The organism is Nocardia sp. NPDC003979 (assembly GCF_053605015.1).
Window position 1 is genome coordinate 245,560 of the sequence record NZ_JBSGIJ010000001.1, and the last position, 25,729, is coordinate 271,288.

Consider the following 25,729-nt stretch of genomic DNA (forward strand, 5'->3'; position numbering starts at 1 on the left):
CGCCGGATGTGCCGACGCCGCCGGATGTGCCGACGCCGCCGGATGTGCCGACGCCGCCGGATGTGCCGACGCCGCCGGATGTGCCGACGCCGCCGGATGTGCCGACGCCGCCGGGCGTGCCGACGCCGCCGGATGTGCCGACGCCGCCGGGCGTGCCGACGCCGCCGGGCGTGCCGATCCCGCCGGGCGTGCCGATCCCGCCGGATGTGCCGATCCCGCCGGATATACCGACGCCGCCGGGCGTGCCGATCCCGCCGGATGTGCCGACGCCGCCAGGTGTGCCGACCCCACCGGGTGTACCGATGCCTCCAGATGTGCCGACTTCTCCGGCGCCTCCGGAACTTCCGGTTCCTCCGGGCGTGCCGACGCCTCCGGATTTTTCGATTCCCCCGGGCGTTCCGACACCACCGGGCGTGCCGACGCCTCCGGATTTTTCGATTCCCCCGGGCGTTCCGACACCACCGGGTGTGCCGACGCCTCCGGGTGCGACACCGCCGGACTACCCGGTACCGCCGAATTTGCCGCTGCCTCCGGGTATTCCGAACCCGGCTGACTTGCCGGTGCCGCCGGGCATGCCGCCGGCACCGGGTAGTCCTTCGCAGCCTGATCTTCCGGTTGCTCCGGATGGTTCGGTGCCGCCTGGTATTCCCATGCCGCCGCATGTACCGGCGCCACAGATTCCGGTGCCGCCAGAGGTACCTGGTCTGCCTGTGCCGCCGGGGATTCCGATGCCTGGATTCCAGGTGCCGCCGGGTATCCCAGGCTCACCGGACATGCCACTCGTGCCTGATCCGATGTCCTCGGGACGCCTGGATGAGCTGCGGTCAGGGCGGATCGGAACCCCTGTCGATGCTGCGGCTCCGGATTTCCTTCGGGGACTGCAGGTTCCGTCTAGTGAAACGGATGTTTCCCGCACTCCTTGGGCGCAGTCGGGGTACGAAGCGAACCCAGCATCCGGGTCGTTCGCTCTACCTCCGGGCATCGAGTCGGGTGGATCAACTCCTGCGCAGTTGCCGCCGTACCCGAACGCGGCATCCCCGACTGGCTCCGCTGATCAGGGTCGATTCCAGTACCCAACTGGGCAGGACTCGGGATATCCCGCGAATGGCCAGACCGGCCTGTACCCGAACGGGAACGAATCGTCCCCACACCGCTCCTTGCCTCAGTACCGAACGACGCAGGGGGAGTGCCCGTCAGCGCAAGGGAACCCCGGGACGACACCAATCCCGCAGGGACAGCACCCGACCGCCCCGGTCCCGAACGGGCAGTTCCCCCCGGCCCCGGCCCCGAACGGGCAGTACCCCACGGCCCCCGCCCAGGATGGTCAGTACCCCATGGCATCGGGGCCGCATAACCCTGTGCCACAGCCCCACCACCCCACAACCCACCCCCCGCTCGCCCAATACCCAGGCACCGCACACCCACCCGTCGCTCCGCCGGCGAACCAACTTCCGTTCCAACCTGCCCACACACAGGAACCGACCTACGGCGTCCCACCGGCCATGCCGATGTCGGCGCCCCCGTCCACTGCCGGAACCAACGGACACCCCGCCCGCAACTACCCCAGAACCGTCTCGACCGACGGCCTGGTCGTACGCCCCTTCGCCGGCTACGGCGTCCGTTCCCTGTTCGACCCGATCACCGGTGCCCTGCAGGCCGGGCAGTCGGCAGGTCACGACAGCGGCGTCTACGGTGAGCTGAACGGTGTGAAGATGGTGTTCTACCGGTCGATGGACGGGTTGGCCGTGCGGGTGGGAGATCGGACGTTCCCGCTCGAGGACGACGCCCGGGTCGACTGGGGAACGGTCGCCTGGCGGACGAACCGGTTCGCCATCGTCATCGGCGATACTGTCGTCTGTGAGCTGGTGTATCGGGCGCTGCCACCGGAGCTGGACCTCGGTGCCTACATCCGTGATGTGGTGCACGATGACCAGCGACGGACCACGATTTTCGCCCGATGATGCTCAGGCCGCGACGATGTGAGGAGGCATGCGGTGCGGGAGACCGAACCGACCGAGGCCGAGATTCGGCAGAACTTCGACAAGATGCTCGCTTCGGTGCTCAGCGGTGGCGGCATCCATTCCGAGACCGGACTCGACATGAAGACCGAGGACGCGCTGTGGCAGGTGGCCCGCGCCTACCCGAACGCCTCCGACGACCTGGTCCGGGCAGCGCGGGCGGCGTTCGCGGGGCAACTCGACGGGTCGAACGCGCGCGAAGCCGACCTGGTCCGGCAGCGCAGGCTCGCCGAGCTGGCGAAGAAGCGCCGATGACCGAGGAGGTGCGGGCATGAGCGAGGACCGCCGTCGGGTGCTGACCGACGAACAGCTCACCGAGATCGCCACCGGCCTGCGCGAGCTCGGCGGCGCCAAGCCGATGGATTCGCTGCCCGACCTGGCCGCCCGCTCCGGTTGGCGGGTGCTGAGCCCGCACGCGGACCGTGCCCGTCTCGATATCGGCTTCGGCCCGACCAGCGGCCGCGTCTTCGCCGAGGACGGCCGCATCGTCGACATCACCTTGTGGCTCACCAAGGGTGTCCCACAGGACGACGAGGGTCGCGCCTGGGCGCGTGACACCTTCGCCCGGTGGGTGGCACTGCTGACCGAACTGTTCGGCAGACCGACCGCACACATCCCCGGTGAGGTGTCCGCGGTGCGCTGGGCGGGCGAGGCCGACACCCTGATCCTGCGCGACGTGGACGGCTCACTGCAGCTGACGCTGATGGACAACAACTGGCTCGCGCTCGGCGATCAAGCCGACGCCTTGGCTGCCGAGGAACCCCGGTGACCTGGGACGATTTCGCGAAAGCGCTGGCGGGAGAGCTGGCTCGCCTGCCTGCGGGCGCGATCGTGAAGATCGTGGAATCGCGCGAGGAGCGCCCGTCGAGGTTCGCCCAGTTCCTGCAGACCGATGCCGAACTGACAGCCGAACTCGTCGACGACGACCGGCTGGCCCCCGAACTCCGCGCAGGTCGGGAGGGCACGGCGGTGATCCGCGAACTCGGCTGGCAGCCTCGCGACCGCTACCACGAGAACTGGTGGACCCGCCTGGCCTGGCCCGCGCCGTCAGCCGACTACCGGCGCCTCGCCGACATGGTCGTCGGCGGTCTGCGCGACGGATTCGGGCTGGCGACACCGGATCCGTTCACCTACGACGCCTGGAACGAACGCCGGGGCAACAGCCTGATCGAGCTGCCACAGCTCGGTCTGCCCCTGGCGACCTGACCGATCAACCGATGAACCAGATGAGGGGATTTCCGCCCGATATGACCAGCGGAGGCGACCGGCTCGACGAGCGCACCACCGAACCGGACCACGACGAATCCACCGAATCTGTTCCCGTGGAACCGAATTCCGTTCCGGCCGAACCGGACTCCGAACTCGCCCGAGTGGATACGTCCGCCGAGGACGAGCCCGCCGAGGACGAGCCCGATGTCGGTTTCACCATGGCCGACGAGGAACCGGAACCCGAGGACCCTGCCGAGCGGGCCAGGAAGATCATGCACCAGGTCGCCCGCGATCTGGCTTCGCTCGCCCCACCGGACTGGCAGCGCCTGCACGCGGCCTTCGCCCTCACGGTGCTCGAGCATTCCTCGGTCGCCCTGTTCTCCGGCGACACCATCGAACCCGTGCAGGTGACGCCGCCACAGGAGATCATCGACCTGGTGTGGGAGCACCGGCTGCTGTCGGCTGAGCTCGGTGACGGGCCGTGGTGGCGCCTGGTGCTGAGTCTGTCGCGTGCGGGCGAGATCGACGTCGACTACGACTACGGTGACGAACCGTTCCCCGACGAACACCTCCTTGCCCAGGACTCCTACCGCGCCGACCTGGCGGCGTTCCCGCGCCGGTCGGTGCCGGTGTGGTTGTCGGCGTATGTGGCGCACGACGACAAGCAGATCCGCGCACCACGCACTGCGGCCGAACAGGAACTCGCCGACCGACGAAAAGGCCTACGCGCCAGCGATTCCGACGTGGGCCTGCCGCCCTTGCCGCTGATGGTGGCGCGCTGGGCGGTGCTGTCGGCGGCCTTCGTCGCGGTCGGCTCGGAGTTCGGCCCGCGCTCGCTGCCCTCGCTGAACTGGTTCGAAGGGGTGCGGCGCAGCGGAAGTTCGCTGTATCTGCTGCCCGGCAATCGCGCCGTGCTCTCCGGTGGCGTATGGAACTCGCCGGAACTCGCCGCCGCCTACGCCGAGGGCGGACCGCCGACGGGGCTGTACACGGGTGCGCCGTCGTGGATTTCAGCGCAGGTACTCAATCACCGTGCCGCAGGCGGGATGTTGTCGTTCTGCTACTGGTGGACCAATGGGCGCTGGTACCACGGTGATTCGCCCACCGCCGACGGGATCGCCGAGGCCGTACCCGGCTTCTGGAGTTCCGAGACCGTCGCCAGGATCGTCACCGACCTGCTCGGCGTCCGTGCCGACGAGTACCAGCGCGCGGGCGTCGAAACCCTGGTCGCGGCGGCCGAAGCCGGTGTGGTCACCCGCGACACGGTCGCCGAAGTCTTCAGTGATGCCGAGCTTTTCGATGTCGACGCCGCCTTTTTCCAGCTCACCATGGCCGGGGTGACCGCTCGACTACCCGAACCGATGGCGCGCGAAGACGCGATCGACATGGTGCGCGCGCACTTGACCGAGACATCCGCCGACCCCGTGCGCTATCCGCCCGACGAGTTGCAGGCGGAACGAATCAGTGTCGGCTGGATGGTTTTCGTCCCGGTTCAACCGGGTGAGATCGCGGTCGGCCGGGCGATCTTCTACGTCGCAGACGACGGTGTGCTGCACCGTGCTTCGTCGGCGGTGGCGCCCGAGGTGTTCGCGGTGGAGTTCGCCGAGAATTTCTACGAGCGGCATCGGTCGGTAGTCTCGTCCTGATGCGGATACGCGCCGGTAACCCTATAATCGTTAGCGTGATTTAAGAATGGTGTTGCCGCGTTGTAAGACTCGGCTGCCATGTTTGCGGGGGCACGACCGGCCGGTGTGCCAGCGATGAGGAGGGGCGTCTACGGATGAGGAACCGCACCGTCGAGACAGTGGGAGTGTGACCTCGTGGGCACACCGATGGACGACTGGCGGGGATACCGCAATTCGGGGTCGCTCAAGCTCGAGGACGGCGCGGCGACGGAAGCCGCCGGGTACTGCGCGGATGTGCTCGACATCATCGCCCTGGTCGAGGGCAAGGTCGGTGAAATCATCTCGCCGGACACGACGGGGGCTGGTCAAACCGAGAACCTCCTCGGTCACCTCACCTCGGGCCGCGCGCTCACACAGGAGTTCTACACGCTGGGGCGTGAGTTCCGCGACGACATCTTGAAGGACCACAAGCAAGTTCTCAACGACATGGCCTTGTCGTTCCTGATCGCCGGGAACAACTACAAGAACAAGGACCAGGAGTCGAAAGACGAGTTGAGCAATATTCTGTCCACCCGGAATCCGGCCGACAGCATCGTCCACGCCGAACAGCACTTGGGACAGATCAATCCGCGTGACACCGCCTGGATCGACGACGCACGTGGTCGGGAACCAGGGGAATACAAGAAGACCGATACGGACAAGAGCGGTCAGTACGGCGGCCTTCCGTCGGGTGCCAACACCCCGAAGGAGAGCCTGAAAACGGTGTCGGCCTCGCACACCGCGGAACCGGGATCGACGCTGAACTACACGGACTTCTACAACCTTGGCATCTCGTTGCGGCGATCGAGCTGGTTGCGGGACATGTCGTCGGACTGGCACCGGATGGCCTCGCAGATGAGCCGCGGCTTCAGCGACTACGACACCAGAATCAGGACTCTGGTCGACAACAAGGAACGCTGGACCGGGCGCGGCGCCGGGGGCGCGCGCGACGCCGTCCACCGGTACACCGGGCGGGGTCTCGAGTTGACCCGCACCATGTACCGAGTCAGCGAACTGCTGCTCGACGCCTACAACTGGGCCCAGACCACGCAGGCGAACATGCCGGACAAACCGGCCGACCAACTCGATGCCTACGAGCGGAAGACGTGGGAAGACCACGCGCGCACCGTCTTCAACAACTGGTACCGCCCGGGGTACGCGGCGGCGATCGGTGCCCTGCCCGCACTGCCCGGACCAGCGGGCACCGCGAGGGTCACCGAGGACCCGCCCGGTAACCCCGCCAACCCCGGTAATCCCGGAAGCCCCGGCAATCCCGCGGGTGGCGGTGGCGGTGGCGGGTCGCAGAACAGCGACGCGGCGACGGCCGCACAGCTGAAAGCCCAGCAGGACGCCGCACACCAGCAGCAGCTCGCGGCCCTGCAGCAGGCCGAGGCGCAGCGCAAAGCCCAGGAGCAGGCCGCCAAGGACGCGGAACGCGCTGCCGCGCAGAAGGCCGCGCAGCAGCAACAGCAGCAAGCGCAGGAGACGGCTTCCCAGGCCTTGCAGCAGCTCGCCTCCCAGGCCGCCTCGCAGGCCTCGCAGATCGGCGAGCAGATCTCCGCCGCTGCCGAGCAGGCCGCGTCCCAGGCTGCCCAGCAGGCGAGTATGGCCGGGCTGAGTGGAATCCCCACCAGTGCCGCGGCATTGGACGAAGCTGCCAAGAAGATGGGCCTCGCCGGTGCCAAGGGTGGCGGTGGCGCGGGTGGCGGTGCCGGGGGTGGGCTCGGCGCCAAGGTCGAGGGCCAGAACCTCGAGAAAGCGTCGAAGCTGTTCCCCCGCGCGACGGCCACCACCGATCTCGCTGCCATGGCAAGCCGGGCCGGTCTGGCCAGTGCCGCCGGTGCCGGAGCGGGCATGCCGATGGGTGGGCCCATGGGCGGCGGTGGCGCGGGCGCCGGTGCCGGCGGTCAGCAGAAGGACCACAAGCGGGCCGACTACCTGGATTCGGTCGAGCACCTCGAAGAGGCGATCGGTGAGGCGCAGACCGTGGTGAGGCCGGTCGTCGAGCAATGAACCGCACGTGGAACCTGACGGAACTGGAGATGTTCACCCTCTGGGAGTGGGCCACCTCCGATTTCGTGCCGTGGCCGTTCTTCTGCCGGACCAGAACCCTGGACGCCGATGAACTGGACCGGCAGAAGGCCGACGCGCTCGCGGGGTTGCGGCGCAACGAGCCGGAGTTCGTCAGCTTCGTGCTCGAGGCGCTGCTCGATCCCGACATCAAAATCATCGTCCACGGCCACGACGGCGAGGACGACATGAAGGTCGACGCGCTGGTACGGGTGATGGGTTGCAGGCGCGGCGACCGGGGTTATGTAGTGCGTCAGAAGCCGGGCGACACCTATTGGGACAGCGGCGGTTACGTCGTCACCGAGTGCGACGCGGTGAGTCTGGCCGACTACGTGGTTCGCGAACTCCCGGAGAACGCACCGGGCCGCGAGGCCGATCTGGTGCTCGAAACCCGTGACAAGGCAGCACAACTCGACTACTCGTACGCCATCTCGTCGGTCCATGATTCCTTCGACGATCCGGCCCCGCTGCGCGCCAAGCAGTTCGAGGCGGCACCGCTGCTTCGTGCGGGAGAGGTCGAGGTGATCCAGGGTCGCTCGCGGTTCGGGCCGCGCGGCGTCACCCGGCACAAACTGAGCTGGCGCGACGTGGTCGACGACGGACGCTATGTGATCGCCGAAGAGGTGCCGCGGGTCGCGGTGGCGGCGGATGCGAAGCGTTTCACCGAGCTGATCAACCAGCGCATCGCGGAAGTGGTGCGGGCCATCAAAGATGAACGAGTCTGAGGGGGCGAGGCGATGACGTCGGCACAGCAGGACGAATTTCCCACCGAGTTCGTTTCCACGTCGATGACGGGAGCGATCTCGGTGCGAACCACGGAAAATGGTCTGCCCCTGGGTCTTCGGCTCGAGCCCGACCAGTTGCGCCGCGATCCGGCGCAGCTGGCCGCCGAGGTGCTCCGCCTGTGCAAGCAGTCGGCCAACCGGGCGGGCATGGCGCGGCGCGAACAGTTCCGCGCGGCGGGGATGTCCCCGGAGATGCTCGCGCTCACCGGCCTGCCGACCGAGGAAGAGGTGGCACGCCAGGAGATCCTCGACGAGCAGGACTACGACACCGAACCGCAGAGCTGGCTGCGATCGGTCTGAGCGGCAAGCGAATTGGGGAGGCGACATGGTCGAAACGATGGACGAGCTCATCGCTCGGGTGCAGAAACAGCTCTACCGGCTCACCGATCTCCAGGATGCGACCAAGGCCATCCTGGTGACCGAGACGTCGCCGGATGGAACGGTGACCGTCGAGGTCGACGCCAACGCCGCACTCGTCGGCCTGAGTTTCGCACCGGGCATCGCGAAACTGACGCCCGCCGAACTCGAGCAGACCCTCGTCGATACCGCGCGCACCGCCGCGCATCGTGCCTTCGCGCAACGCGGCGAACTCATCACCGCGTTCAACGAGGAGAGCACGGGTTAGTCATCGACTGTTTACCCTTGCGCGATCGTCGCGCGCCGTCTCGGCTGGTTAAGGTTGACTACGAAACATCAAGTGATGTTTCGAGATTGGACGATTGACATGAGCCACTTCGAAGTTGTCCCTGATGCGTTGCGTGCCTACGGAAGCGCGTCGGCGGCGATGGCGTCGGGTGTCGCCTCGGCCGCGGCGGTCGATCAGGCCGCGACAGTCGCCGCGGTCGTGCCGGTGTTCGGGCTGATCGGGCAGGAACTGCTCGCCTCGTATGCCTTCGCGCAGGCCAACCACCTGTCCTCGGTCGCCGAACTGGCCGCGGTGCACGCGGGCACCGCGTTGACCGCGCACCAGGGTGCGGCCACCTACGAGGGTGTCGACGGCGCCTCGGGCATGGACATCGGTTCGGTTCGCACCCAGTCATGACTTTCCCCGGAGCGACCCCGCCGCCCGGCGCGGATCCGCTGGATCCGACCGTGCTGGAACTGCTGCGCGGCAGTTCGCTTGCCCCCATGCTCGACATGCCGGTGAACGACATCCTTGGCTCGATGGGGCTGCCCGCCCTGCCGCAGATGCCGGAGTTCGTGCAGCTGCCCGAACTGCCGCCGCTGCCGACGATCGACCTGAGCGCGCTGATGCGCCCGCTCACCGATCTGGCGTCCGCGTTCGGTACCGGTCAGCTCGGCACCAACTCCACCGGCGACGGCACGGGAACCACGACGGACCCCACGGAAATGCTGTCGAACGTGAGCACCGTGATGCAGACGGTGATGTCGCTCGGCTCGACCGCGATCCAGACCGTGATGTCGGTGTGGCAGGGCATCGCGGCGATGGAGGCCGCGCAGAAGGCGAGCGAGGCGCAGACCGACGCGGGCAAGCTGGCGGCCCAGAGCACCCAGGAGAAGGCGGTCCTCGCCAACGGCGCCGTCAGCGTCGCCACCGGTGCTGGGCTGATGGCGGCGGTGATCGCGAAGTTCTCGGCGACCATGGCGATGGCGCCGCTGCTGATGGGCTCGGGCGCCGGCGCGGCCTTCCTGGTCGCCTCGGCCGCCTCGTCCACCGCCGAGGCACTGGCGATCACCGTCAAGACCAAGACCGAACTGGTCGGGCACAGCGCGAGCATGACCGCGGCGGGCGAGAAGGTGCCGATCACCAACGCGCCCACCGGGGTGAGCTCGACCGAGCAGCTGACGCAGCTGATGAGCATGATCACCCCACTGATGTCGACGGCGACCACGGTCGCGCAGTCGCTCGGTGAGCTGGCCGCGGCGAATACCTCGCTGTCGGCGCCGAAGACCACCACCGAGGGCGACAACACGACCGCCGAGGGAACCGTCGACGGCGCCGAAACCGACGGCGCGGGCGGTGGCGCGAGTGGCGGAATCGGCGGTGGGGCCGGTGGCGCCGTCGGCGCGATCGCCGCGGCGAGCACCCCCTTGAGCCCGTTCCCCAACACCCGCTCGGTCGGCGGCGCGTTGAGCACACTGCCCGGCGCGATGGGGGCGGCGGCCGCCTCGACCACGTCGGCCGCGGCGGTCACCTCGGGTGGGTCGTCGGCTGCCGGCACCGGGGCGATGCCGATGGGCGCACCCATGGGTGCCGGTCTCGCGCGCGACGGCGAATCGTCGACCGACGACGCGGTGCGCGGTCAGCTCGTCACCGGCTCGCACGGCGACGAGGTGATCGGCCAGATCGAGGGTGTGTCGCTGCCGGTTGTCGGCGCGGCCGACACCACGACCTCGGAAGCGCCGCCCGACAAGGAACTGACGCTATGACGCAGATTTTCGTTCGCACACAGGAGGTTCACCATGGCCGACGTGACAGGTGAGATCTACGACGGCGTGCAGTTCGACGCCGCGACGGCGAGTCAGGCATCGTCCGGGCTCGACTCGCTGGCCGACCGGCTCGCGGCCGACCTGCAGGCGGCCGAGCACGCCCTGACCGTCGCACCCGCGGGGGCCGACGAGGTGTCGGGCCGCTCGGCGCAGACCGCCAACGAGGTGGCCGCGTCGTACCTGACCCGCGCGCAGGCCGGCGTCGAGGAGATGCGCAAGCTCGCCGCGACGCTTCGCCTGCAGGCGAACCGCTTCAGCGGGATGGAAAGCGACAACACGGCGGACTTCGGAGGTACTCCGCCGCAATGATCGAACCACCACAGCCAGGGTTCACCGGCGTGGTGTGGTCGGCGCGTCCGCCGGAACAGCTGGCGCGTGACCTCACCACGGGGGCGGGGTCTGTCCCCATGGCTGAGGCGATCGGCGCGTGGACACAACTGGCCGCGTCGTTCGGCGCGGCCGTACTGGAATACGAGAAGGTGCTCGCCGACCTGCGCGGCGCCTGGCAGTCCGGGCGCAGTGACGAAGTGGTGCAACGGGTTACGGCGCTGCGTGAGTGGCTGCTCGAGACCTCGACGGCCGCCGCCGCGAACGCCGCGAAATTCCAGGCGCAGGTCGCCGCCTACGAGGTGGCCCGTCTGGCGATGCCCGATACCGCCGACATCGAGGCCATCCAGCAGGTGCAGCGCACCCTCGAGTCGGTGAGCGGGATGCTCGGTGCGCCGATCAAGGCGGTCGCCGCCGATACCGACGCCGAGCACGATGTCGCCAAGGCCGTTGCCTCGCGGGTGATGGAGAACTACGAAAAGGCCACCGAGCCTTTGGCTTCGGCCTGGCAGCACCAGGACCCGCCGCCGATCGCGCCCGCCACGGCGCTGGCCGCCGAGCGAGCCGCCGTGCCGCCACAGCCGACCGTGACCCATCCCGGCGCCGTGCCGGGATTCGGTGGTATCCCGGGAATGCCTGTCCTGCAATCGGTTCCGCGCACGCTGACCAGCTACAACGCGCCGGTGTACGCGCAGTCGGCCAGCAGCGCCGAGGTCACCGCCCGGCCGAATCCCGTGGTCACGCCCGCCGCGGGCACGCAGGCGGCGCCGATCGCGCCGGGCCCGGTCGGCACGGCAGCGGCCCAGGACACCGCGCGGTTCCCGCGGGCGAGCCTGCCCGAGCACACCGAGGAGTTCAGCCTCGACGGCGAGATCCGCGCCGCGCCCGCGGTACTCGGCGATCACGGCCAGGCGGCCAGGGCCGCGAGCACCGAACAGGGTGGGGCGGAGCCGGGAGGCGGGTCGTGACAACCCTGACCAACGACGCCCTGCTCGCCGTGGCCGACCGCCTCGGCGTGCAGACCTTGCCGCTGACGCTGCGCGTCGGCCTGCAACAGGACTCCTACGAACAGTGGCGCCGCGCCCACGAGCAGGCGGTCGCGGACCTGCGCGACAGCGGTCTCATCGACGCCGAGGGCGAAGTCGATCCCGGCCTGGCCGACGCGCTGTTCGTGCTGGCCCAACCGGATCGTGAACTCGCCGTACGGATCCACGCCGAAGACGGCACCAAACGCGTCTGCGTGGTGCGCCGAGGCGGCGCCCATGCGATCGCCGTGCGCACCGACGACACCTTCGAAGTGAATTCGGTGTGGTGCGACGGTTCGGCCGAGGAGTTGGCGCGCCCGGCCCTCGCCGCGCTCGGCCACCGTGAGCCCGCGCAGTTCAGCGGCTTCAGCGCGCCCGCCGACGAGCTGACCCGGCGACTCGACGGTGCGACGACAGCCGCGGAATTCGCCGACGGCCTGTACGCGCTCGATGCCACCGAGCGTGATGCCACCGTGCTCGGCGCGGCGTTCGCCTCCTGCACGGGGCACGCGGAAGTCGTCGTCTACAGCCACGAGGACGGCTCGACCACCCGCGCGCCGGGCGCTGTCGCCGTCTACGACACGGGGCGTGGGCGCATCGTCGCCGCCCCGACGATCTCGCCGGATCGACAGATCTGGTCGACGCTCACCACGGGTACCGATCACCGGGTGACCCAAGCGGTCGCGGCGCTGATCGAGGGACTGCCCGGGGGGAGGTGGATGCCGCCGTAGTTCCGCGTCGCAGCGTCGGTCTGCGTCCAGCTCAGCGAGATCGATCGGATCCTCGCGCACACACAAGTTCTGATGAAAGGTTCTGAAATATGTCTCTTACCAACCTCGGTGGCGGCTCGGGCGACTACGGTGTCGACGAAGGCGGCATCAACAATGTCGTGAGCCGGATGGAGGACGCGATCTCCACGCTCAAGACCTCCATCAACCAGATCGACGACTCCGTGCAGGCCGTCGCCGCCGGCTGGTCGGGTGAAGCGCACGGTCAGTTCAAGACCGCCGCCACCGAATGGCACGACGAGGTCACCCGGCTCAACGAGAAGCTGGACCGCCTGTCGCAGGCCGTCACCTCCGGCAAGCAGACGATCGTCGCCTCCGACTCCGAGGGCCTGTAGCCCTCCGCGCTGAGTAGCCGTTCACGACAGACAAGGAACAGATCATGACGATTCAGTACAACTCGCCGAAGATCACCGAGATGGTCTCGGACCTCAACAACTACGGCTCCAACATGCGGGCCCAGATCGAAGAGCTCAACGGCGCCGCCAACGCGTTCCGCGAGAGCCTGCACGGTCAGTCGGCTGTGGAGAACTTCAACGCCGCGCACACCAACGTCACCAACGAGCTCGACGACACCCTCATCAAGCTCGACAACCTCGGCAAGAAGGTGGAGAACGCGCTGGGTCGCGCCATCGAGGCCGACGGCAAGGTCGGCGACGGCTTCGCCGATTTCTGAGCTTGTCCGCCTCCCCGGGTCTTTTGGCCGGACTCAGGTGCGGGGGAGTTGTTGATGCGGCAAGACTTTGGGGGATGGGAGCGTTAGCACGTTCCTGGTGAGTTACCCATGTTCTTGCCAGATCAGGCGAACGGCCCGACGGTTTGTGTCGGGCCGTTCGTCGTTCGGTGGCTAGCGGGCGGCGAGGGATTCGCCGATGTAGTGCATTTCCTCCGGTGTGGTCACCATGTTCACCGTCGCTGTCGCGGCTGGTGTGCGGACCGTGATCCGGTTGGGTGCCGAGGGATCCTGGATGAGAGTGACATCGGCGTCGATTCCGCCGCCCTGCTCGTGGGGTGCGCGCACGTGGACGATCGTGGCGCCACCGGCGTGCGTGGTCGGTTCGATGCCGTCGAACACCAGCACCGTCGTGCTCGGGTAGGGCGCGGCGGGCATCGGCGGCGGGCCGGGCGGGTGATAGCTGGCACCGGCCGACCGCGGAGCGAGCGAAAGCACCTGGGGTGCATTGAGATTCGCCATCATGGAATGCCAGGCCTCCGGCCGTGCGGTGTGCACGATGGCGTGGGCCCCGAGCGCGGTGGCGCGCAGGATCACCTGCTGGGCGAGGTCGAGATTGCCGATCACCTCGAGATGGCGGGTGCCGTCGCCGATGAGCGACACCGCGATGCCCTGGCCGCGTTCGTCGGCGCCGATCAGCTGCCCGCAGCCGGCTGTCGGCACCGCGATGTCGGTGAGGGCGGTCAGCGTCCCGCGGTAGCCCTCGCCGTCGGACCAGCGACCCAGCGATGCGACCGGGAGGGTGTCGAGCAGGGTGCGCAGGTGCCCACCGGTGATGTCGCGCAGACCACGGATCGGGATGTCGGTGGGCTCGACCAGGGTGTCGAAGCGCACCACCGCGTTGAGCACCACGGTGCCCGCGTGATCGCTGCGCTGGTCATGGCGCGGTGCGCCCGGGCGAAGCCGCAGCGTGAGCGTGGTCGACAGGCTCGGCACCGCCCAGATATCGGCCAGCCCGCGCGGCGTGATGAGTTCGGCGCCCACCTGGTAGTGGGTCAGGCAGCGGCTCGGTGTGGTGAGCGCGGTCGGTGTCTCCTCGAGCTGATCGATCTCGAAACCGTGGGTGAGTTGCCGTACCGCGCTGTTCATCTCCGACGAGGTGAGCACGGAGGCGGCGATGTCGCGGGCCGCCAGCCGGTTCGCCACCCGCCGCGTGGCGATGATCGCGGTGCGCAGCGCGCCCTCGGCGCCGCCGCCCCGCTTCTCGACGGCCTCGGCATTGGTCAGTGGGTCCATGCGCAGCACCAGCCACAGGGTCCGGTGCGCGACGGCGGGCAGCGGGCCGAGGATGCGGTCGTACAGATAAGAAGCCACACCGGTACCCGCCGTGCGCGCACCCGTGGACACCACGTCGATACCCGCGAGGGTGATGTCGAATTGATCGAGGCAGCGCGCGATCTCGGTGAGCGGCAGCAGTTGGTCGGTGCTGAGCGAACCGTGCCGCAGCAGCGTCAGCGTGTCCGGCGGCGGGTCGATCCGCAGCATGGTCAGCAGCAGATCGCCGTCCCAGCGCACTCCGCAGTTGCCGCCGTCGGCCAGGGGGACGTCGAACGCGGGCGCCTGGGCGAGCCGTTCGGTGGCGCCCCGGCCACGCCGCCGCCCGAACCCGACCGCCATCCGGCCGGCCAGGGTCGTCCCGCGCACGGGAACCAGGCCGATGAGCACGATCAGCGCACCCGCGCCGACCGAACCCCATACCGAGTCCGAGAGCGCCAGCACCACCCAGGCCACCGCCGCCGCGACCAGCACGACACCGACCACCGCCCGCAGCGGGAAGATCCGGAACAGCCAGAACTCGGGATCGCGCAGAGTGTCGTACGGCGACACCGGCTTTCGCTGCGCTGGTTCCTGCTCCTCGGCCTGATCCCGTTCCCGCTCGGGAAGGGTTCCGGCGCCGGTTATCCGGCCGTTCATCGTGTCGTTCCCCATCGTTGTCCCAGCTCGGCGTGCGTTCGAAAGTTGGTTCAGGGCAATGTCGGATTTAAGGTACCGTGTCGGCTGAGATGGTGATGGATAGCTCGATGGAGGGGCCGAGTGCCGGCACAGCTCACAACCCGCGCCCAGGTCAACGGCTACCGCTTCCTGCTGCGTCGTCTCGATCACGCGCTGGTGCGCCGAGACGTCCGAATGCTGCACGATCCGATGCGTTCGCAGGTTCGCTCACTCTGGGTGGGAGCGGCACTCGGCCTGCTGGTCGTCGCCGGTGCGGCGATCCTGGGATTCCTGCGACCACAGGGCGCGATCGGTGACAACCTGATCGTGTCGGGCAAGGATTCCGGCGCCCTGTACGTGGTCCGCCATACCGCCGAAGGCGACAAGGTGCTGCACCCGGTGCTCAACCTGACCTCGGCGCGGCTCATCACCCAGAGCAACGCCGAACCACACGCGGTGAAGGACAGCAAGCTCAACGATCTGCCGCGCGGTCCGCTGCTCGGCATCCCCGGTGCGCCGAGCGCGCTGCCGGGCTCCGGTCAGGGCGACAGCTCCACCTGGTCGCTGTGCGAGACCATCCAGCTGTCCCAGGGCGGCAGTGCGGCATCGGCGAGCGGTGCGACAACCGCCGTCGTCGCGGGCAAACCGGAACTGGGCGAGCGCATCCGCACCGCCGACCCCGCCGCCGCCCTGTTCGTTCGCCACGAGAACAAGACCTACCTCGTCTACGACGGCAAACACGCCGCGGTCGACCCCGAGGACAAGGTGCTGGCGCGCTCGCTCGGACTGTCCGCGTATCGGCCACGCCCGATCGGTCCCGGTCTGCTCGGTGCGACCGCCGAAGTGCCCGCGCTCGCGCCGCCGGTCATCCCGAACGCTGGTCAGCCGGGCCCCGGCCCCTTGTCCGCGATCCCGGTGGGCGGTGTGGTCGAGGTGGCGAGCTCCGACCGGACGGCGAAGGCCGAGACGTATGTGGTGCTGGCCGACGGTGTGCAGCCGGTGAGCCCGTTCACCGCGCGGGTCATCCGCAATGCCGATTCCCATGGGCTGAGCGAGATCCCGACCCTGCCGCCGGACGTGCTCCACGAGGTCGCCGTGGTGCGCACGCTGCCCGTCGACGACTTCCCGGAGCAGACACCGGAGATCCTGGCCGCCGAGGACGCGCCCGTCGCGTGCGTGTCCTGGACCAAGACACCGGGAACCAGTCCGGCGCAACGCAAGTCGGAAGCGGGCGACGGCCCCAACGAACGCGCGGTGGTCTCGCTGCTGGCCGGTACCCGCCTGCCCATCCCGGAATCGGCCAAGGTCGTGGAACTGTCGACCGGCGACGGCACCGGCGACCGCGTCGACGGCGTCTACGTGCCGCCGGGCACCGGCGAATTCATCCAGGTGACGGGCATGGAACCGGGCAGCCCACGCCGGGGGAGCCTGTTCTACGTCGGTGACAACGGTGTGCGCTACGGCGTACCCGATATCGCGGTGGCGACCGCCATCGGCCTTGGTGGCAACCCACGGCTCGCGCCGTGGTCGGTCATCGGCCAGCTGGTTCCGGGGCCGACGCTCTCGCCCACCGAAGCGCTGGCCTCCTACGACTCGCTACCCTCCGGACGCTGATACCAGAAGGGCCGGACGCTTACCGCGTCCGGCCCTCGGTTTCGGCTGTCAGGCAGGCCAATTCACGTTCAGCGTGCTCAGCAGGCTGGTGAGCGCCGTGCGCATATCCGGTTCCTCGATCCGCATGAGCACCGACTCGTCCACCGCCGACAGGTCGATCGAATCGTCGTTGGCCAGCCGGAACTCGCGCTCCTCCTCGGCCGCTTCGATGACGTTGCGGATGAAGCGACCGTTACCGGCGAGGTCGACGCCGCGGCGCGGTTGTCCGCTCTGGTCGGTGCTCTCCTGGGCGTAGAGGTGCGCGCAGGCCTCGACGAGCAGCGCGGCGGCGTCGTCGGAGAGTTGCGAGTCGCGCTTCTTCGCGATCACCTGCCCGATCTGGCCGAGCTCTTCCGGCGTGTAGGACGGGAACTGCAGGCGCTTGGAGAACCGTGATGCCAGACCGTCGTTGGCGGCCAGCAGGCGGTCGATCTCACCGTCGTACCCGGCGATGATCACCACCAGGCGGTCGCGATCGTTCTCCATCCTGGCCAGCAGGGTGTCGACGGCTTCGCGGCCGAACGCGTCACCGCCGGACAGGCCGGTCTGGATGAGCGTGTAGGCCTCGTCGATGAACAGCACACCGTCCATGGCCGTATCGATCAGCTTCTCGGTCTTGATGGCGGTGCCGCCGAGGTTCTGGCTCACGAAGTCCACACGCTTGGCCTCGACCACCTTGTCGGTCTTCAACAGGCCGACACCGCAATAGATCTTGGCGACCACACGGGCGATGGTGGTCTTACCCGTTCCCGGCGGACCGGTGAAGGCCAGGTGCTGACCGCGGGCCGCCGAGGCCAGGCCCTTCTCGGCCCGGATCTTGGCCAGCTGCGCCGACGACTGCAACTTGGCCACCTGGGTTTTCACCGAGACGAGGCCGATCTGGTTGTCGAGCTCGGCGCGCGCCTCGGCGAGCACCCGCTTGGCCCGGTCCTCGGTCTCGGCCTGTTCGATCGCCTGCAGCGACGGCGCGGTCGTGGGATCCCACTTGTCGGTGCGGGCATCGATGGACTCGCGGCTGGTGACGGTGATGCGGTAGGTGCGGTCGCGCATCGCGGCGGTGTTGGCGCTGAAATCCGGTGCCTGCGAATACACCTTCTCGAACAGCGCCTGCGCCTCGTCCTCGCTGCCGGTCTCGCGCAGGCACAGCCCACGGCAGAACATGGCGGTGGAACGGGCCATCGGGATCGGCCCCTGCTCGGCGGCCTCCATGCGGCGGATGGCCTCACCGAACAGCCCGAGCTGCGCACACGCGGTGCCGACCATCACGTGCGCGCCCGCAGCCAGATACGGGTCGTCCCACTCGGCCGAACCGGCGAGCACCGTCATCACGTCGGGCCAGCGCTGGGTGTTGTAGTGCAGCACGCCACGGATGTAGGCGCTGATCCGGTTGTCGACATCGGAGTCCGGGTCCGAGAGCAGGGTCGCGCGGTGGGCGGCGAGGTCGTCGAGCGTGCGCTCGGCCTCGTCGTACTCCTTCTCCGCGATCAGATGCGCGGCCCAGGCCAGCGCGACCTCGGTGTAACTCGCCAGCGGATAGTCGATGTAGAGGCCGGGCAGGAAGCGGCCCGCCAGCGCGCGCGGCGGCAGCCCGAGCCTGCGCTGCTCGCGGTACAGACTGGTGCCCGCGGTCTTGTACAGGTTGAACAGGACGTCCTTGGTCACCTCGCCCGCGGCGGCACGGCCGAGCCAGGCGTCGCACATCGTCGGATCCCACTCGGTCGCACGCTGGAACGCGAGCTTCGCGTATTCCAGATCGCGCTCGGATTCCTGTCCCTCGATGGACAGACCCAACGACAGGATTCCGGCGTCGAAGGCACGCTGAGCTTGGCGATTGCCGGTCATTTCTGTCGAGTCCCCGAAGTCTTGGTTTGTGGTTTCTGCGCTGTTCACTTATTACCCAGACTACCGATCGCGGGGGTCTGGTCTGTCCGTTACATTAGGTTCAGCTGCCGAGAGGTTGCAACGCAAACTGTCTTCTACGTGTGAGAGTTCTTGGCTGGTGTCAGAGTTGTTCACTCAGGGGGTGTTCCGCCGCGTGCGGTGTTTCGGGATCGAACGGGCGAACGACAACTCGTGGTCGGCGGGTGTGACCCGTGATTGACGCACCAGCGGCGAATCAGCGTTCACTCGAACCTGATCTGTGCCGGGTATCGGTGATCGGCGGGAACACTCAGGTGGACGTCGGTCTGCCCGTGACGGTTCCGATCGCGGGGTTCATCGGTGATCTCGTCGAACTGATCGAGTCGCGCAACCCCGACCCCACCGATTCCGAGGACGAGCCCGGCGCGTTACGCGCCAAGCACTGGACCCTCGCCCGAATCGGCCGCGACGCCATCCCACCGAGCCGCACGCTCACCGAGGCCGACGTCTACGACGGCGAACTGCTTGTGCTCCGGTCGGTTTCGGCCAAGGAATCACCCGCGCTGTTCGACGACGTGATCGACGCGGTCTCGCGCCTGACCGCCGAGGAGTTCCGGGGCTGGACCGGTGTGTCGGCCCGCTGGCTCGGCCTGGTCGCGTCCACCCTCACCGTGCTCACCGCGCTGGTGATGCTGGTGATCTCGCGCGGCGAGGGCGATCCGCTGGCCCCCGCCTTCGGGCTCGCCGGATTCGGCGTGCTCGCGCTCGTCGTTGCGGGTATCGCCGCGCGCAAGTACGAGGACCGGCTCACCGCCGACTGGCTGTCGCTGGACGCGTTGCTGCTGTTGTTCGGTGGCGCGGCGCTTTTCGTGCCAGGCACGCTCGGCGGACCCCATCTGCTGCTCGGCGCGGCCGTGACGATCGTCGCCGCCGTCGTCGGCCACCGGGTCACCGGGAGCGGGCTCACGCTGTTCACGGCTGCGGCGTCACTGGGCATCGTCGCGTGTGTCGCGGGCGGTGTGTATCTGATCTGGCATCCGGGGCTGCCCAAACTCTCGGCGGCACTGTTGTTCGCGGGCATCGCGATCCTGTCGATGGCCCCCCGCATGGCCGCGCTGCTCGGCCGGTTGCCGGTGCCGCCGGTGCCGACCGCCGGTGCCGCGATCGACCCGGCCGACCACGAACCGCGCCCGACCATCGAAGGCATCGGCGCCATCGGTGCCACGGCGCTGCCCTCGGCCAGCGGCCTCGGTGAACGGGCGCGAGCGGCCAACCAGTACCAGTCCGGGCTCATCATCGCCTGCGCCGCGACGGCCGCTCTCGGTGCGTTCGGTGCCGCCGACCCGCTCGGTTCGGCCCGCTGGCAGGGCATCGTGCTGGCGATCGCCACCGCGATCATCCTGTGCCTGCGTGGCCGCTCCTTCGCCGACCTGGTCCAGGCGGCCACCCTGATCGCGGGCGGTTGCCTCGCGTTCGTCGCGCTGATCGTGGGAATCGGGCTGAGCGGCGACAATATCGAGCTGTTCGCCATCGGGCTGCTCGCCTTCGCGGCGGGCACCGTCGGCTTCGGTGTGATCGGACCGACGATCGAGGTGTCGCCGGTGACCAGGCGCGCCATCGAGATCTTCGAGTACATCCTCATCATCGCGCTGATTCCGCTCGTCCTGTGGATCATGGGGGTGTACTCCATGGCCAGGAACATATGACCGGCTCCGGTCGCCGGGCGCTCCGATTCGGATGCGCCACCTTGGTTCTCGGTGCGGGTCTGAGCTTCGCTTCACCGGCGCAGGCCGTTTCGCCGCCACAGATCGACGCGGGCGCGCTCGGTGCGGCCGCGGGGCTCAGTGGGCGCCCGGCGCCGCTGGAACCCACCGAACCCTCGGCGCTGTGCAGCGAACCGCTGCTCACCGGGTCGCCGCCCTCGGAACCGCCCATCTCCCAGCAGGTGCTCAACCTGCCTTCGGCCTGGAAGTTCAGCCGTGGCGCGGGGCAGAAGGTGGCGGTGATCGACACCGGTGTGCAACGGCATCCGCGATTACCCGACCTCCAGCCGGGCGGTGACTACGTCTCCGGCTCCGACGGCACCGAGGACTGCGACGGGCACGGCACCCTCGTCGCGGGCATCATCGCCGCCAAGCCGAGCCCCGACGACGCGTTCGTCGGCGTGGCCCCCGACGCCCACATCCTGTCCATCCGCCAGCTCAGCCTCGCCTTCGAACCGGTGAACAAGCAGGGCGGACAGGATCCCGGCGAGATCAGCAACGACGGCTACGGCAGTGTGCTCACCCTCGCCGCGGCGGTCGTCCGTGCCGTCGACATGGGTGCCACCGTCATCAATATCTCCGAAGTGGCGTGCAGCCCGGCGGGTTCCGATACCGCCGATGCCTCGCTGGGTGCCGCGGTGAAGTACGCCTACGACCGCAACGTCGTCGTCGTGGCGGCGGCGGGCAACGTCCAGACCGACGGGGCGTGCAAGGAACAGAACAAGTCCTCGGGGTGGTCGTCGGTGAGCACCGTCGCCAGCCCGGCCTGGTTCGCGCCCTATGTGCTGACGGTCGGCTCGGTGGACGCCGACGGCGGCCCGTCGGAGCTGTCGCTGCGCGGACCGTGGGTGGGCGTCGCCGCGATCGGGCGCAACATCGTGTCCCTCGACAGCAAACCCGGCGGTACCGGTCTGGTCAATGGCGTGCAGACCACCGAGGGCGTCCGGCCCATCGAAGGCACCAGTTTCGCGGCTCCCTACGTGGCAGGCCTTGCCGCCCTTGTTCGTTCGCGTTTCCCCGAGCTCACCGCGCAACAGGTGATGGACCGCATCACCCGCACCGCGCACGGGCCGGGCAACGGTCGCGACGACGGCATCGGCCACGGCCTGATCGACCCCCTGGCCGCCCTCACCGCACAGCTACCCGACCAGCCCGTCGCCGAGGGCGCCGACGTGCCGCACCTGGTCGCCGCGCCGGTGCTGCCGCCAGGCCCCGACCCTCGCGCGCGCCGCATCGCCGTGATCGGCACGACCGCGGTACTCGGCGGTCTGCTCATCGGGCTCGGCCTGGCCTACCCCTACCGGCGAAAACGGGCCGAGCTCGACCTCGAGCCGTAATCGAAAGGAACCATGGCTACCGAAGGATTCGTCCGTCGCCCACGGATCGCGCCGCCGCGCGCGCCGGGTGGCGAGGTGGCACTCACCGCGCCACCCGAAGTGCCGCGCGCGCTGCCGGCGCCGTTGATGATGAAGATCATGCCGGTAGTGATGATCGTCGCGGTGATCGGCATGATCGCGATGATGGCGACCATGGGCCGCAATATGCTCGCCAACCCCATGTCGATGATGTTCCCGATGATGATGATCATGTCGATGGCGGGCATGATGGCCGGTGTTCGCGGTGGTGGCGGCAAGCGCGCCGTCGAACTGAACGAGGAGCGCAAGGACTACTTCCGCTACCTCGACCAGGTGCGCAAGGACGTGCGACGCACCGGCGGCAAGCAGCTAGAGGCGCTCGGCTGGAGTCACCCGGACCCCGCTGACCTGCCCTCGCTGATCGGCGGCCGCCGGATGTGGGAACGCCGACCGGCCGACCCCGACTTCGGGCATGTCCGGGTCGGTGTCGGCAGCCATCGACTCGCCACCAAACTGGCACGCCCGGAGACCGGTCCACTCGAAGACCTCGAACCCGTTTCCACCGTGGCCCTTCGCCGCTTCGTCCGCACCCACTCCGTGGTGCACGAGCTGCCGACCGCGGTGTCGCTGCGCGCCTTCCCGGCCATCAATATCGCAGGCCCCACCGAGGATTCGCGGATGCTCGTTCGCTCCATGCTGATGGAGCTGGCCACCTTCCACGGACCCGATCACCTGGCCGTCGCCATCGTCTGTGCCGACCCGGACGGGCCGTGGGCGTGGGCGAAATGGCTGCCGCACCTGCAACACCCGAACCAGCGCGACAGCCTTGGTTCGGCCCGGATGATGTACACCTCGCTCGGTGAACTCGAGACCGCGCTCGCCTCGGAGCTGATGGAACGCGGCCGCTTCATGCGCAATCCGCAACCGACCCAGGGGCGTTTACACCTTGTCGTCATCATCGACGACGGGTACGTCAGCGGCAACGAGCGCCTCATCAGCGAATCCGGTCTCGACTCGGTGACCGTCCTCGACCTCACCGCCCCGGAGAACGGCCTGGCCGCGCGGCGCGGTCTGCAACTGGTCGCCGAGGCGGGCGAGGTGTCGGCACGCAGCGCCTCCGGTGTGGAGAAGTTCGCCACCGCCGACACCGTCAGCCTCGCCGAAGCCGAGTCCTTCGCCCGCACGCTGGCCAGGTACCGACTGGCCACCGCGGCGCAAATCGTGAGCCTGGGGGAGGGGACCACCGCCGATCCGGGCCTGATGGCGTTGCTCAAGATCCCCGATGCTGCCCAGATCGACCCGTCGAAGGTATGGCGTCCGCGGACGGCCCGCGAGCGTCTTCGGGTGCCGATCGGTATCACCCCCGACGGCACTCCGGTCGAGATCGACATCAAGGAATCCGCCGAGAACGGTATGGGCCCGCACGGTCTGTGCATCGGCGCCACCGGCTCGGGTAAGTCGGAATTTCTTCGCACACTGGTGCTTTCGCTGGTCACCACGCATTCGCCGGACGCCCTGAACCTGGTGCTCGTGGACTTCAAGGGTGGCGCCACCTTCCTCGGGCTCGACTCGCTGCCGCACGTGGCGGCGGTCATCACCAACCTCGAGGAAGAACTCTCGCTGGTCGACCGTATGAAGGACGCGCTGGCCGGTGAGATGAACCGTCGCCAGGAACTGCTGCGCTCGGCGGGCAACTACGCCAACGTCACCGACTACGAAAAGGCGAGAGCCGCAGGCGTTCCCCTCGACCCACTACCCGCGCTCTTCGTGGTCGTCGACGAGTTCTCCGAATTGCTCTCGCAGAAACCGGATTTCGCGGAACTGTTCGTGATGATCGGCCGACTCGGCCGCTCATTGCACGTGCACCTGCTGCTGGCCTCGCAGCGGCTCGAGGAGAACAAGCTGCGCGGCCTGGAGTCGCACCTGTCCTACCGGATCGGTCTCCGCACGTTCTCGGCCAACGAGTCGCGCGCGGTGCTCGGCATCACCGACGCCTACCACCTGCCGAGCGTGCCCGGCGCCGGCTACCTGAAAAGCGATGCGTCCGAGCCTCTCCGGTTCAACGCGAGCTATGTGTCCGGCCCGTACGTCGCACCGGCGGGCACTGTCGTCGACGACGACGGCGCCCCGGTCGGCAGGCAGCGCCTGGTGGAATTCACCGCCGCGCCGGTCGAGGTCGCCGAGGTGGCGGCCGAGGAAGCCGACGAGCCGGCCCAGCGTGTCAGGCCGGAACTGCCGCCGCCACCGCCGAGCGGCGCTGTCGCAGGCGAGGAGGGCATCCCCGACTCGCTGCTCGACGTCGTCGTCAAGCGGCTCACCGGTCACGGCCGCCCCGCCCACGAGGTGTGGTTGCCGCCGCTCGAGGAGCCTCCCACCGCCGACATGCTGCTGCCCGACCCCGACTGGCGTTCGCCGGTGAACCGGCACGGTCAGCTGTGGATGCCGATCGGCGTGGTCGACAAGCCCTACGAGCAGCGCCGCGATGTGCTCACCATCAGCCTCGCGGGCGCACAGGGCAATGTGGCCGTGGTGGGTGGTCCGCAGTCGGGCAAGTCGACGACCCTGCGCACCATCATCATGGCCGCCGCCGCCACCCACACGCCCGAACAGGTGCAGTTCTACTGCCTCGACTTCGGTGGCGGCAGTATGGCCGGTCTGGTCGGCGTCCCGCACGTCGGCTCGGTCGCCGGCCGTCTCGACGGTGACCGGGTGCGCCGCACCGTCGCCGAACTCACCTCGCTGATGCGTCAGCGCGAGGAGCGCTTCGCCGAACTCGGCATCGAGTCCATGGCGGAGTTCCGCAGGCGCAAGTTCTCCGCCCTCGAGGCCCGCCAGATCAACGGCACCAAGGCCCCGGCGGGCGACGCGCTCGCCGCCGACCTGTTCGGCGACGTGTTCCTCGTCGTCGACGGCTGGAGTGCCATCCGCGAGGAATTCGAGGTACTCGAGCCGCAGATCAATGCCATTGCCACCCAGGGTCTTTCCTTCGGTATCCACTTGATGATCGGCGCCTCGCGCTGGGCCGAGATCCGTCCGGTCGTGAAGGACCAGATCGGCACCCGGCTCGAGCTGCGCCTCGGTGACCCCGGCGACTCGGAGATGAATCGCCGGACCGCCCACCAGGTTCCGGTCGGCAGGCCGGGCCGCGGCCTCACGCCGGAACAGCTGCACATGCTGATCGCCTTGCCCCGCTTGGATTCCGACTCCGATCCCACGACCATCGCCGACGGTGTCACCCGGGCCCGCGAGGAACTCACGACCCTCTACCAGGGCAGGCGGGCCCCGGAAGTGCGCATGCTGCCGCTGAGCGTGCCCCGCGACCAGGTGGTCGCCGCCGCCAAGGCCGAGGGCGTGCACCTGGACCGCAGCAAGATCGTCGTGGGCCTGGGCGAGTCCGAATTGCAGCCGCTGGTCCTGGATTTCGCTGTGGAACCGCACTTCATGGCCTTCGCCGACGTGGAATGCGGCAAGACCACGCTGCTGCGCAATATCGTGATGAGCATCGCCGAACAATCCACCGCCGACGAGGCGCGGGTGATCCTCATCGACTACCGGCGCACCATGCTCGGCGTGCTCGACGGCGATCAGCTCGCCGGATACTCCACGTCCTCACAGACCTGTGGGCCGATGATCTCCGAGGTGGCGGGCTATCTCAGCAAGCGCATCCCCGGCTCCGACATCACCCAGCAGCAGTTGCGTGACCGCAGCTGGTGGTCGGGCCCGGAGATCTACGTCGTCGTCGACGACTACGACATGGTCGTCACCGGATCGACGAACCCGTTCTCACCCCTGCTCGAATACCTGCCCCAGGCACGCGATATCGGTCTGCACCTGATCGTGGCCCGCCGCATCGGCGGCGCCTCCCGCGCGCTCTTCGATTCGGTACTCGGCGGAATGAAGAACATGTCGGTGCAAACGCTGATCATGAGCGGCTCACGCGAAGAAGGGAAACTCGTCGGCGACGTACGCCCGAGCAAGATGCCACCCGGCCGAGGCACCCTCGTCTCGCGCAGTCTCGGCATCGAACTCGTCCAGATCGCCGACCTGCCACCGCTCTGATCGAAACCCCACCCGGGCAGCAAGTGAAATCTTCTGCCAC

Annotated in this window: 22 protein-coding genes and 1 pseudogene; 21 read left to right on the forward strand and 2 right to left on the reverse strand. The window is 68.6% G+C overall.

The annotated features are described in order from the left end of the window. The 17 genes and pseudogenes from ACWEVR_RS00950 to ACWEVR_RS01030 all read left to right on the forward strand — a co-directional run. Window positions 1-553, forward strand: a pseudogene (locus ACWEVR_RS00950) (hypothetical protein); the annotation flags it as partial. Window positions 554-1,508: 955 nt separating this feature from the next. Continuing rightward, window positions 1,509-1,961, forward strand: coding sequence for a hypothetical protein (locus ACWEVR_RS00955; RefSeq protein WP_452465305.1), 453 nt, complete (start codon window positions 1,509-1,511; stop codon window positions 1,959-1,961). 33 nt (window positions 1,962-1,994) lie between these two features. Then, window positions 1,995-2,273 carry a hypothetical protein gene (locus ACWEVR_RS00960; protein ID WP_356985015.1) on the forward strand — a complete coding sequence of 93 codons (279 nt, stop codon included), beginning with the start codon at window positions 1,995-1,997 and terminating at the stop codon, window positions 2,271-2,273. A gap of 16 nt (window positions 2,274-2,289) precedes the next feature. Continuing rightward, complete coding sequence (locus tag ACWEVR_RS00965) at window positions 2,290-2,787, forward strand: DUF6301 family protein (protein WP_452465306.1); 498 nt, start codon at window positions 2,290-2,292, stop codon at window positions 2,785-2,787. Then, window positions 2,784-3,224, forward strand: coding sequence for a TY-Chap domain-containing protein (locus ACWEVR_RS00970; protein ID WP_452465307.1), 441 nt, complete (start codon window positions 2,784-2,786; stop codon window positions 3,222-3,224). The genes ACWEVR_RS00965 and ACWEVR_RS00970 overlap by 4 nt, the downstream gene beginning before the upstream one ends. A 41-nt stretch (window positions 3,225-3,265) precedes the next feature. Continuing rightward, window positions 3,266-4,873, forward strand: a complete 1,608-nt coding sequence (locus ACWEVR_RS00975; RefSeq protein WP_452465308.1) for a hypothetical protein — start codon at window positions 3,266-3,268, stop codon at window positions 4,871-4,873. 174 nt (window positions 4,874-5,047) lie between these two features. After that, window positions 5,048-6,904: a hypothetical protein gene (locus ACWEVR_RS00980; RefSeq protein WP_452465309.1), complete on the forward strand. Its 1,857-nt coding sequence runs from the start codon at window positions 5,048-5,050 to the stop codon at window positions 6,902-6,904. Then, the gene (locus tag ACWEVR_RS00985) at window positions 6,901-7,686 is read left to right on the forward strand and encodes an ESX secretion-associated protein EspG (protein WP_452465310.1); all 786 of its coding nucleotides are present in this window, start codon (window positions 6,901-6,903) and stop codon (window positions 7,684-7,686) included. Before ACWEVR_RS00980 ends, ACWEVR_RS00985 begins: the two co-directional genes overlap by 4 nt. 12 nt (window positions 7,687-7,698) lie before the next feature. After that, entirely contained in the window at window positions 7,699-8,046 is a 348-nt protein-coding gene (locus ACWEVR_RS00990) for a hypothetical protein (protein WP_452465311.1), read from the forward strand. Between the two features lie 25 nt (window positions 8,047-8,071). Then, a complete protein-coding gene (locus ACWEVR_RS00995; RefSeq protein ID WP_181699504.1) occupies window positions 8,072-8,371 on the forward strand; it encodes a YbaB/EbfC family nucleoid-associated protein in 300 nt (99 codons plus the stop codon). 99 nt (window positions 8,372-8,470) lie between these two features. Beyond that, window positions 8,471-8,788: a type VII secretion target gene (locus tag ACWEVR_RS01000; RefSeq protein WP_067491029.1), complete on the forward strand. Its 318-nt coding sequence runs from the start codon at window positions 8,471-8,473 to the stop codon at window positions 8,786-8,788. Then, entirely contained in the window at window positions 8,785-10,137 is a 1,353-nt protein-coding gene (locus ACWEVR_RS01005; protein ID WP_452465312.1) for a hypothetical protein, read from the forward strand. Before ACWEVR_RS01000 ends, ACWEVR_RS01005 begins: the two co-directional genes overlap by 4 nt. 33 nt (window positions 10,138-10,170) lie before the next feature. Then, window positions 10,171-10,506, forward strand: a complete 336-nt coding sequence (locus ACWEVR_RS01010) for a PE family protein (protein WP_067491026.1) — start codon at window positions 10,171-10,173, stop codon at window positions 10,504-10,506. After that, window positions 10,503-11,492, forward strand: coding sequence for a PPE domain-containing protein (locus ACWEVR_RS01015; RefSeq protein ID WP_452465313.1), 990 nt, complete (start codon window positions 10,503-10,505; stop codon window positions 11,490-11,492). The genes ACWEVR_RS01010 and ACWEVR_RS01015 overlap by 4 nt, the downstream gene beginning before the upstream one ends. Next, the gene (locus ACWEVR_RS01020; protein WP_452465314.1) at window positions 11,489-12,280 is read left to right on the forward strand and encodes an ESX secretion-associated protein EspG; all 792 of its coding nucleotides are present in this window, start codon (window positions 11,489-11,491) and stop codon (window positions 12,278-12,280) included. Before ACWEVR_RS01015 ends, ACWEVR_RS01020 begins: the two co-directional genes overlap by 4 nt. Before the next feature lie 89 nt (window positions 12,281-12,369). Beyond that, entirely contained in the window at window positions 12,370-12,672 is a 303-nt protein-coding gene (locus ACWEVR_RS01025; RefSeq protein WP_067982187.1) for a WXG100 family type VII secretion target, read from the forward strand. 44 nt (window positions 12,673-12,716) lie between these two features. Beyond that, window positions 12,717-13,010 (forward strand): type VII secretion protein EsxR, encoded by a 294-nt coding sequence (locus ACWEVR_RS01030; RefSeq protein WP_067491018.1) that lies wholly within the window; start codon window positions 12,717-12,719, stop codon window positions 13,008-13,010. Window positions 13,011-13,181: 171 nt separating this feature from the next. Here the strand turns inward: ACWEVR_RS01030 and eccE are convergent, their stop codons facing one another. Then, window positions 13,182-14,981, reverse strand: a complete 1,800-nt coding sequence (gene eccE, locus ACWEVR_RS01035; RefSeq protein WP_452465315.1) for a type VII secretion protein EccE — start codon at window positions 14,979-14,981, stop codon at window positions 13,182-13,184. 120 nt (window positions 14,982-15,101) lie between these two features. On the opposite strand from eccE, the gene eccB reads away from it, so the two are divergent. Further along, on the forward strand, window positions 15,102-16,613 hold the full coding sequence (eccB, locus tag ACWEVR_RS01040; RefSeq protein WP_452465316.1) for a type VII secretion protein EccB: 1,512 nt from the start codon (window positions 15,102-15,104) through the stop codon (window positions 16,611-16,613). 48 nt (window positions 16,614-16,661) lie between these two features. Here eccB and eccA read toward each other — a convergent pair whose 3' ends face one another. Continuing rightward, on the reverse strand, window positions 16,662-18,494 hold the full coding sequence (gene eccA, locus ACWEVR_RS01045; protein ID WP_452465317.1) for a type VII secretion AAA-ATPase EccA: 1,833 nt from the start codon (window positions 18,492-18,494) through the stop codon (window positions 16,662-16,664). 251 nt (window positions 18,495-18,745) lie between these two features. On the opposite strand from eccA, the gene eccD reads away from it, so the two are divergent. From eccD to eccCa, 3 genes are read left to right on the forward strand one after another with little or no spacing between them, the layout of a single operon-like run. Next, the gene (gene eccD, locus ACWEVR_RS01050) at window positions 18,746-20,218 is read left to right on the forward strand and encodes a type VII secretion integral membrane protein EccD (protein WP_452465318.1); all 1,473 of its coding nucleotides are present in this window, start codon (window positions 18,746-18,748) and stop codon (window positions 20,216-20,218) included. After that, window positions 20,215-21,612, forward strand: a complete 1,398-nt coding sequence (gene mycP / locus ACWEVR_RS01055) for a type VII secretion-associated serine protease mycosin (protein ID WP_452465319.1) — start codon at window positions 20,215-20,217, stop codon at window positions 21,610-21,612. The genes eccD and mycP overlap by 4 nt, the downstream gene beginning before the upstream one ends. 12 nt (window positions 21,613-21,624) lie before the next feature. After that, window positions 21,625-25,689, forward strand: a complete 4,065-nt coding sequence (eccCa, locus tag ACWEVR_RS01060) for a type VII secretion protein EccCa (RefSeq protein ID WP_452465320.1) — start codon at window positions 21,625-21,627, stop codon at window positions 25,687-25,689. Window positions 25,690-25,729: the final 40 nt, after the last annotated feature.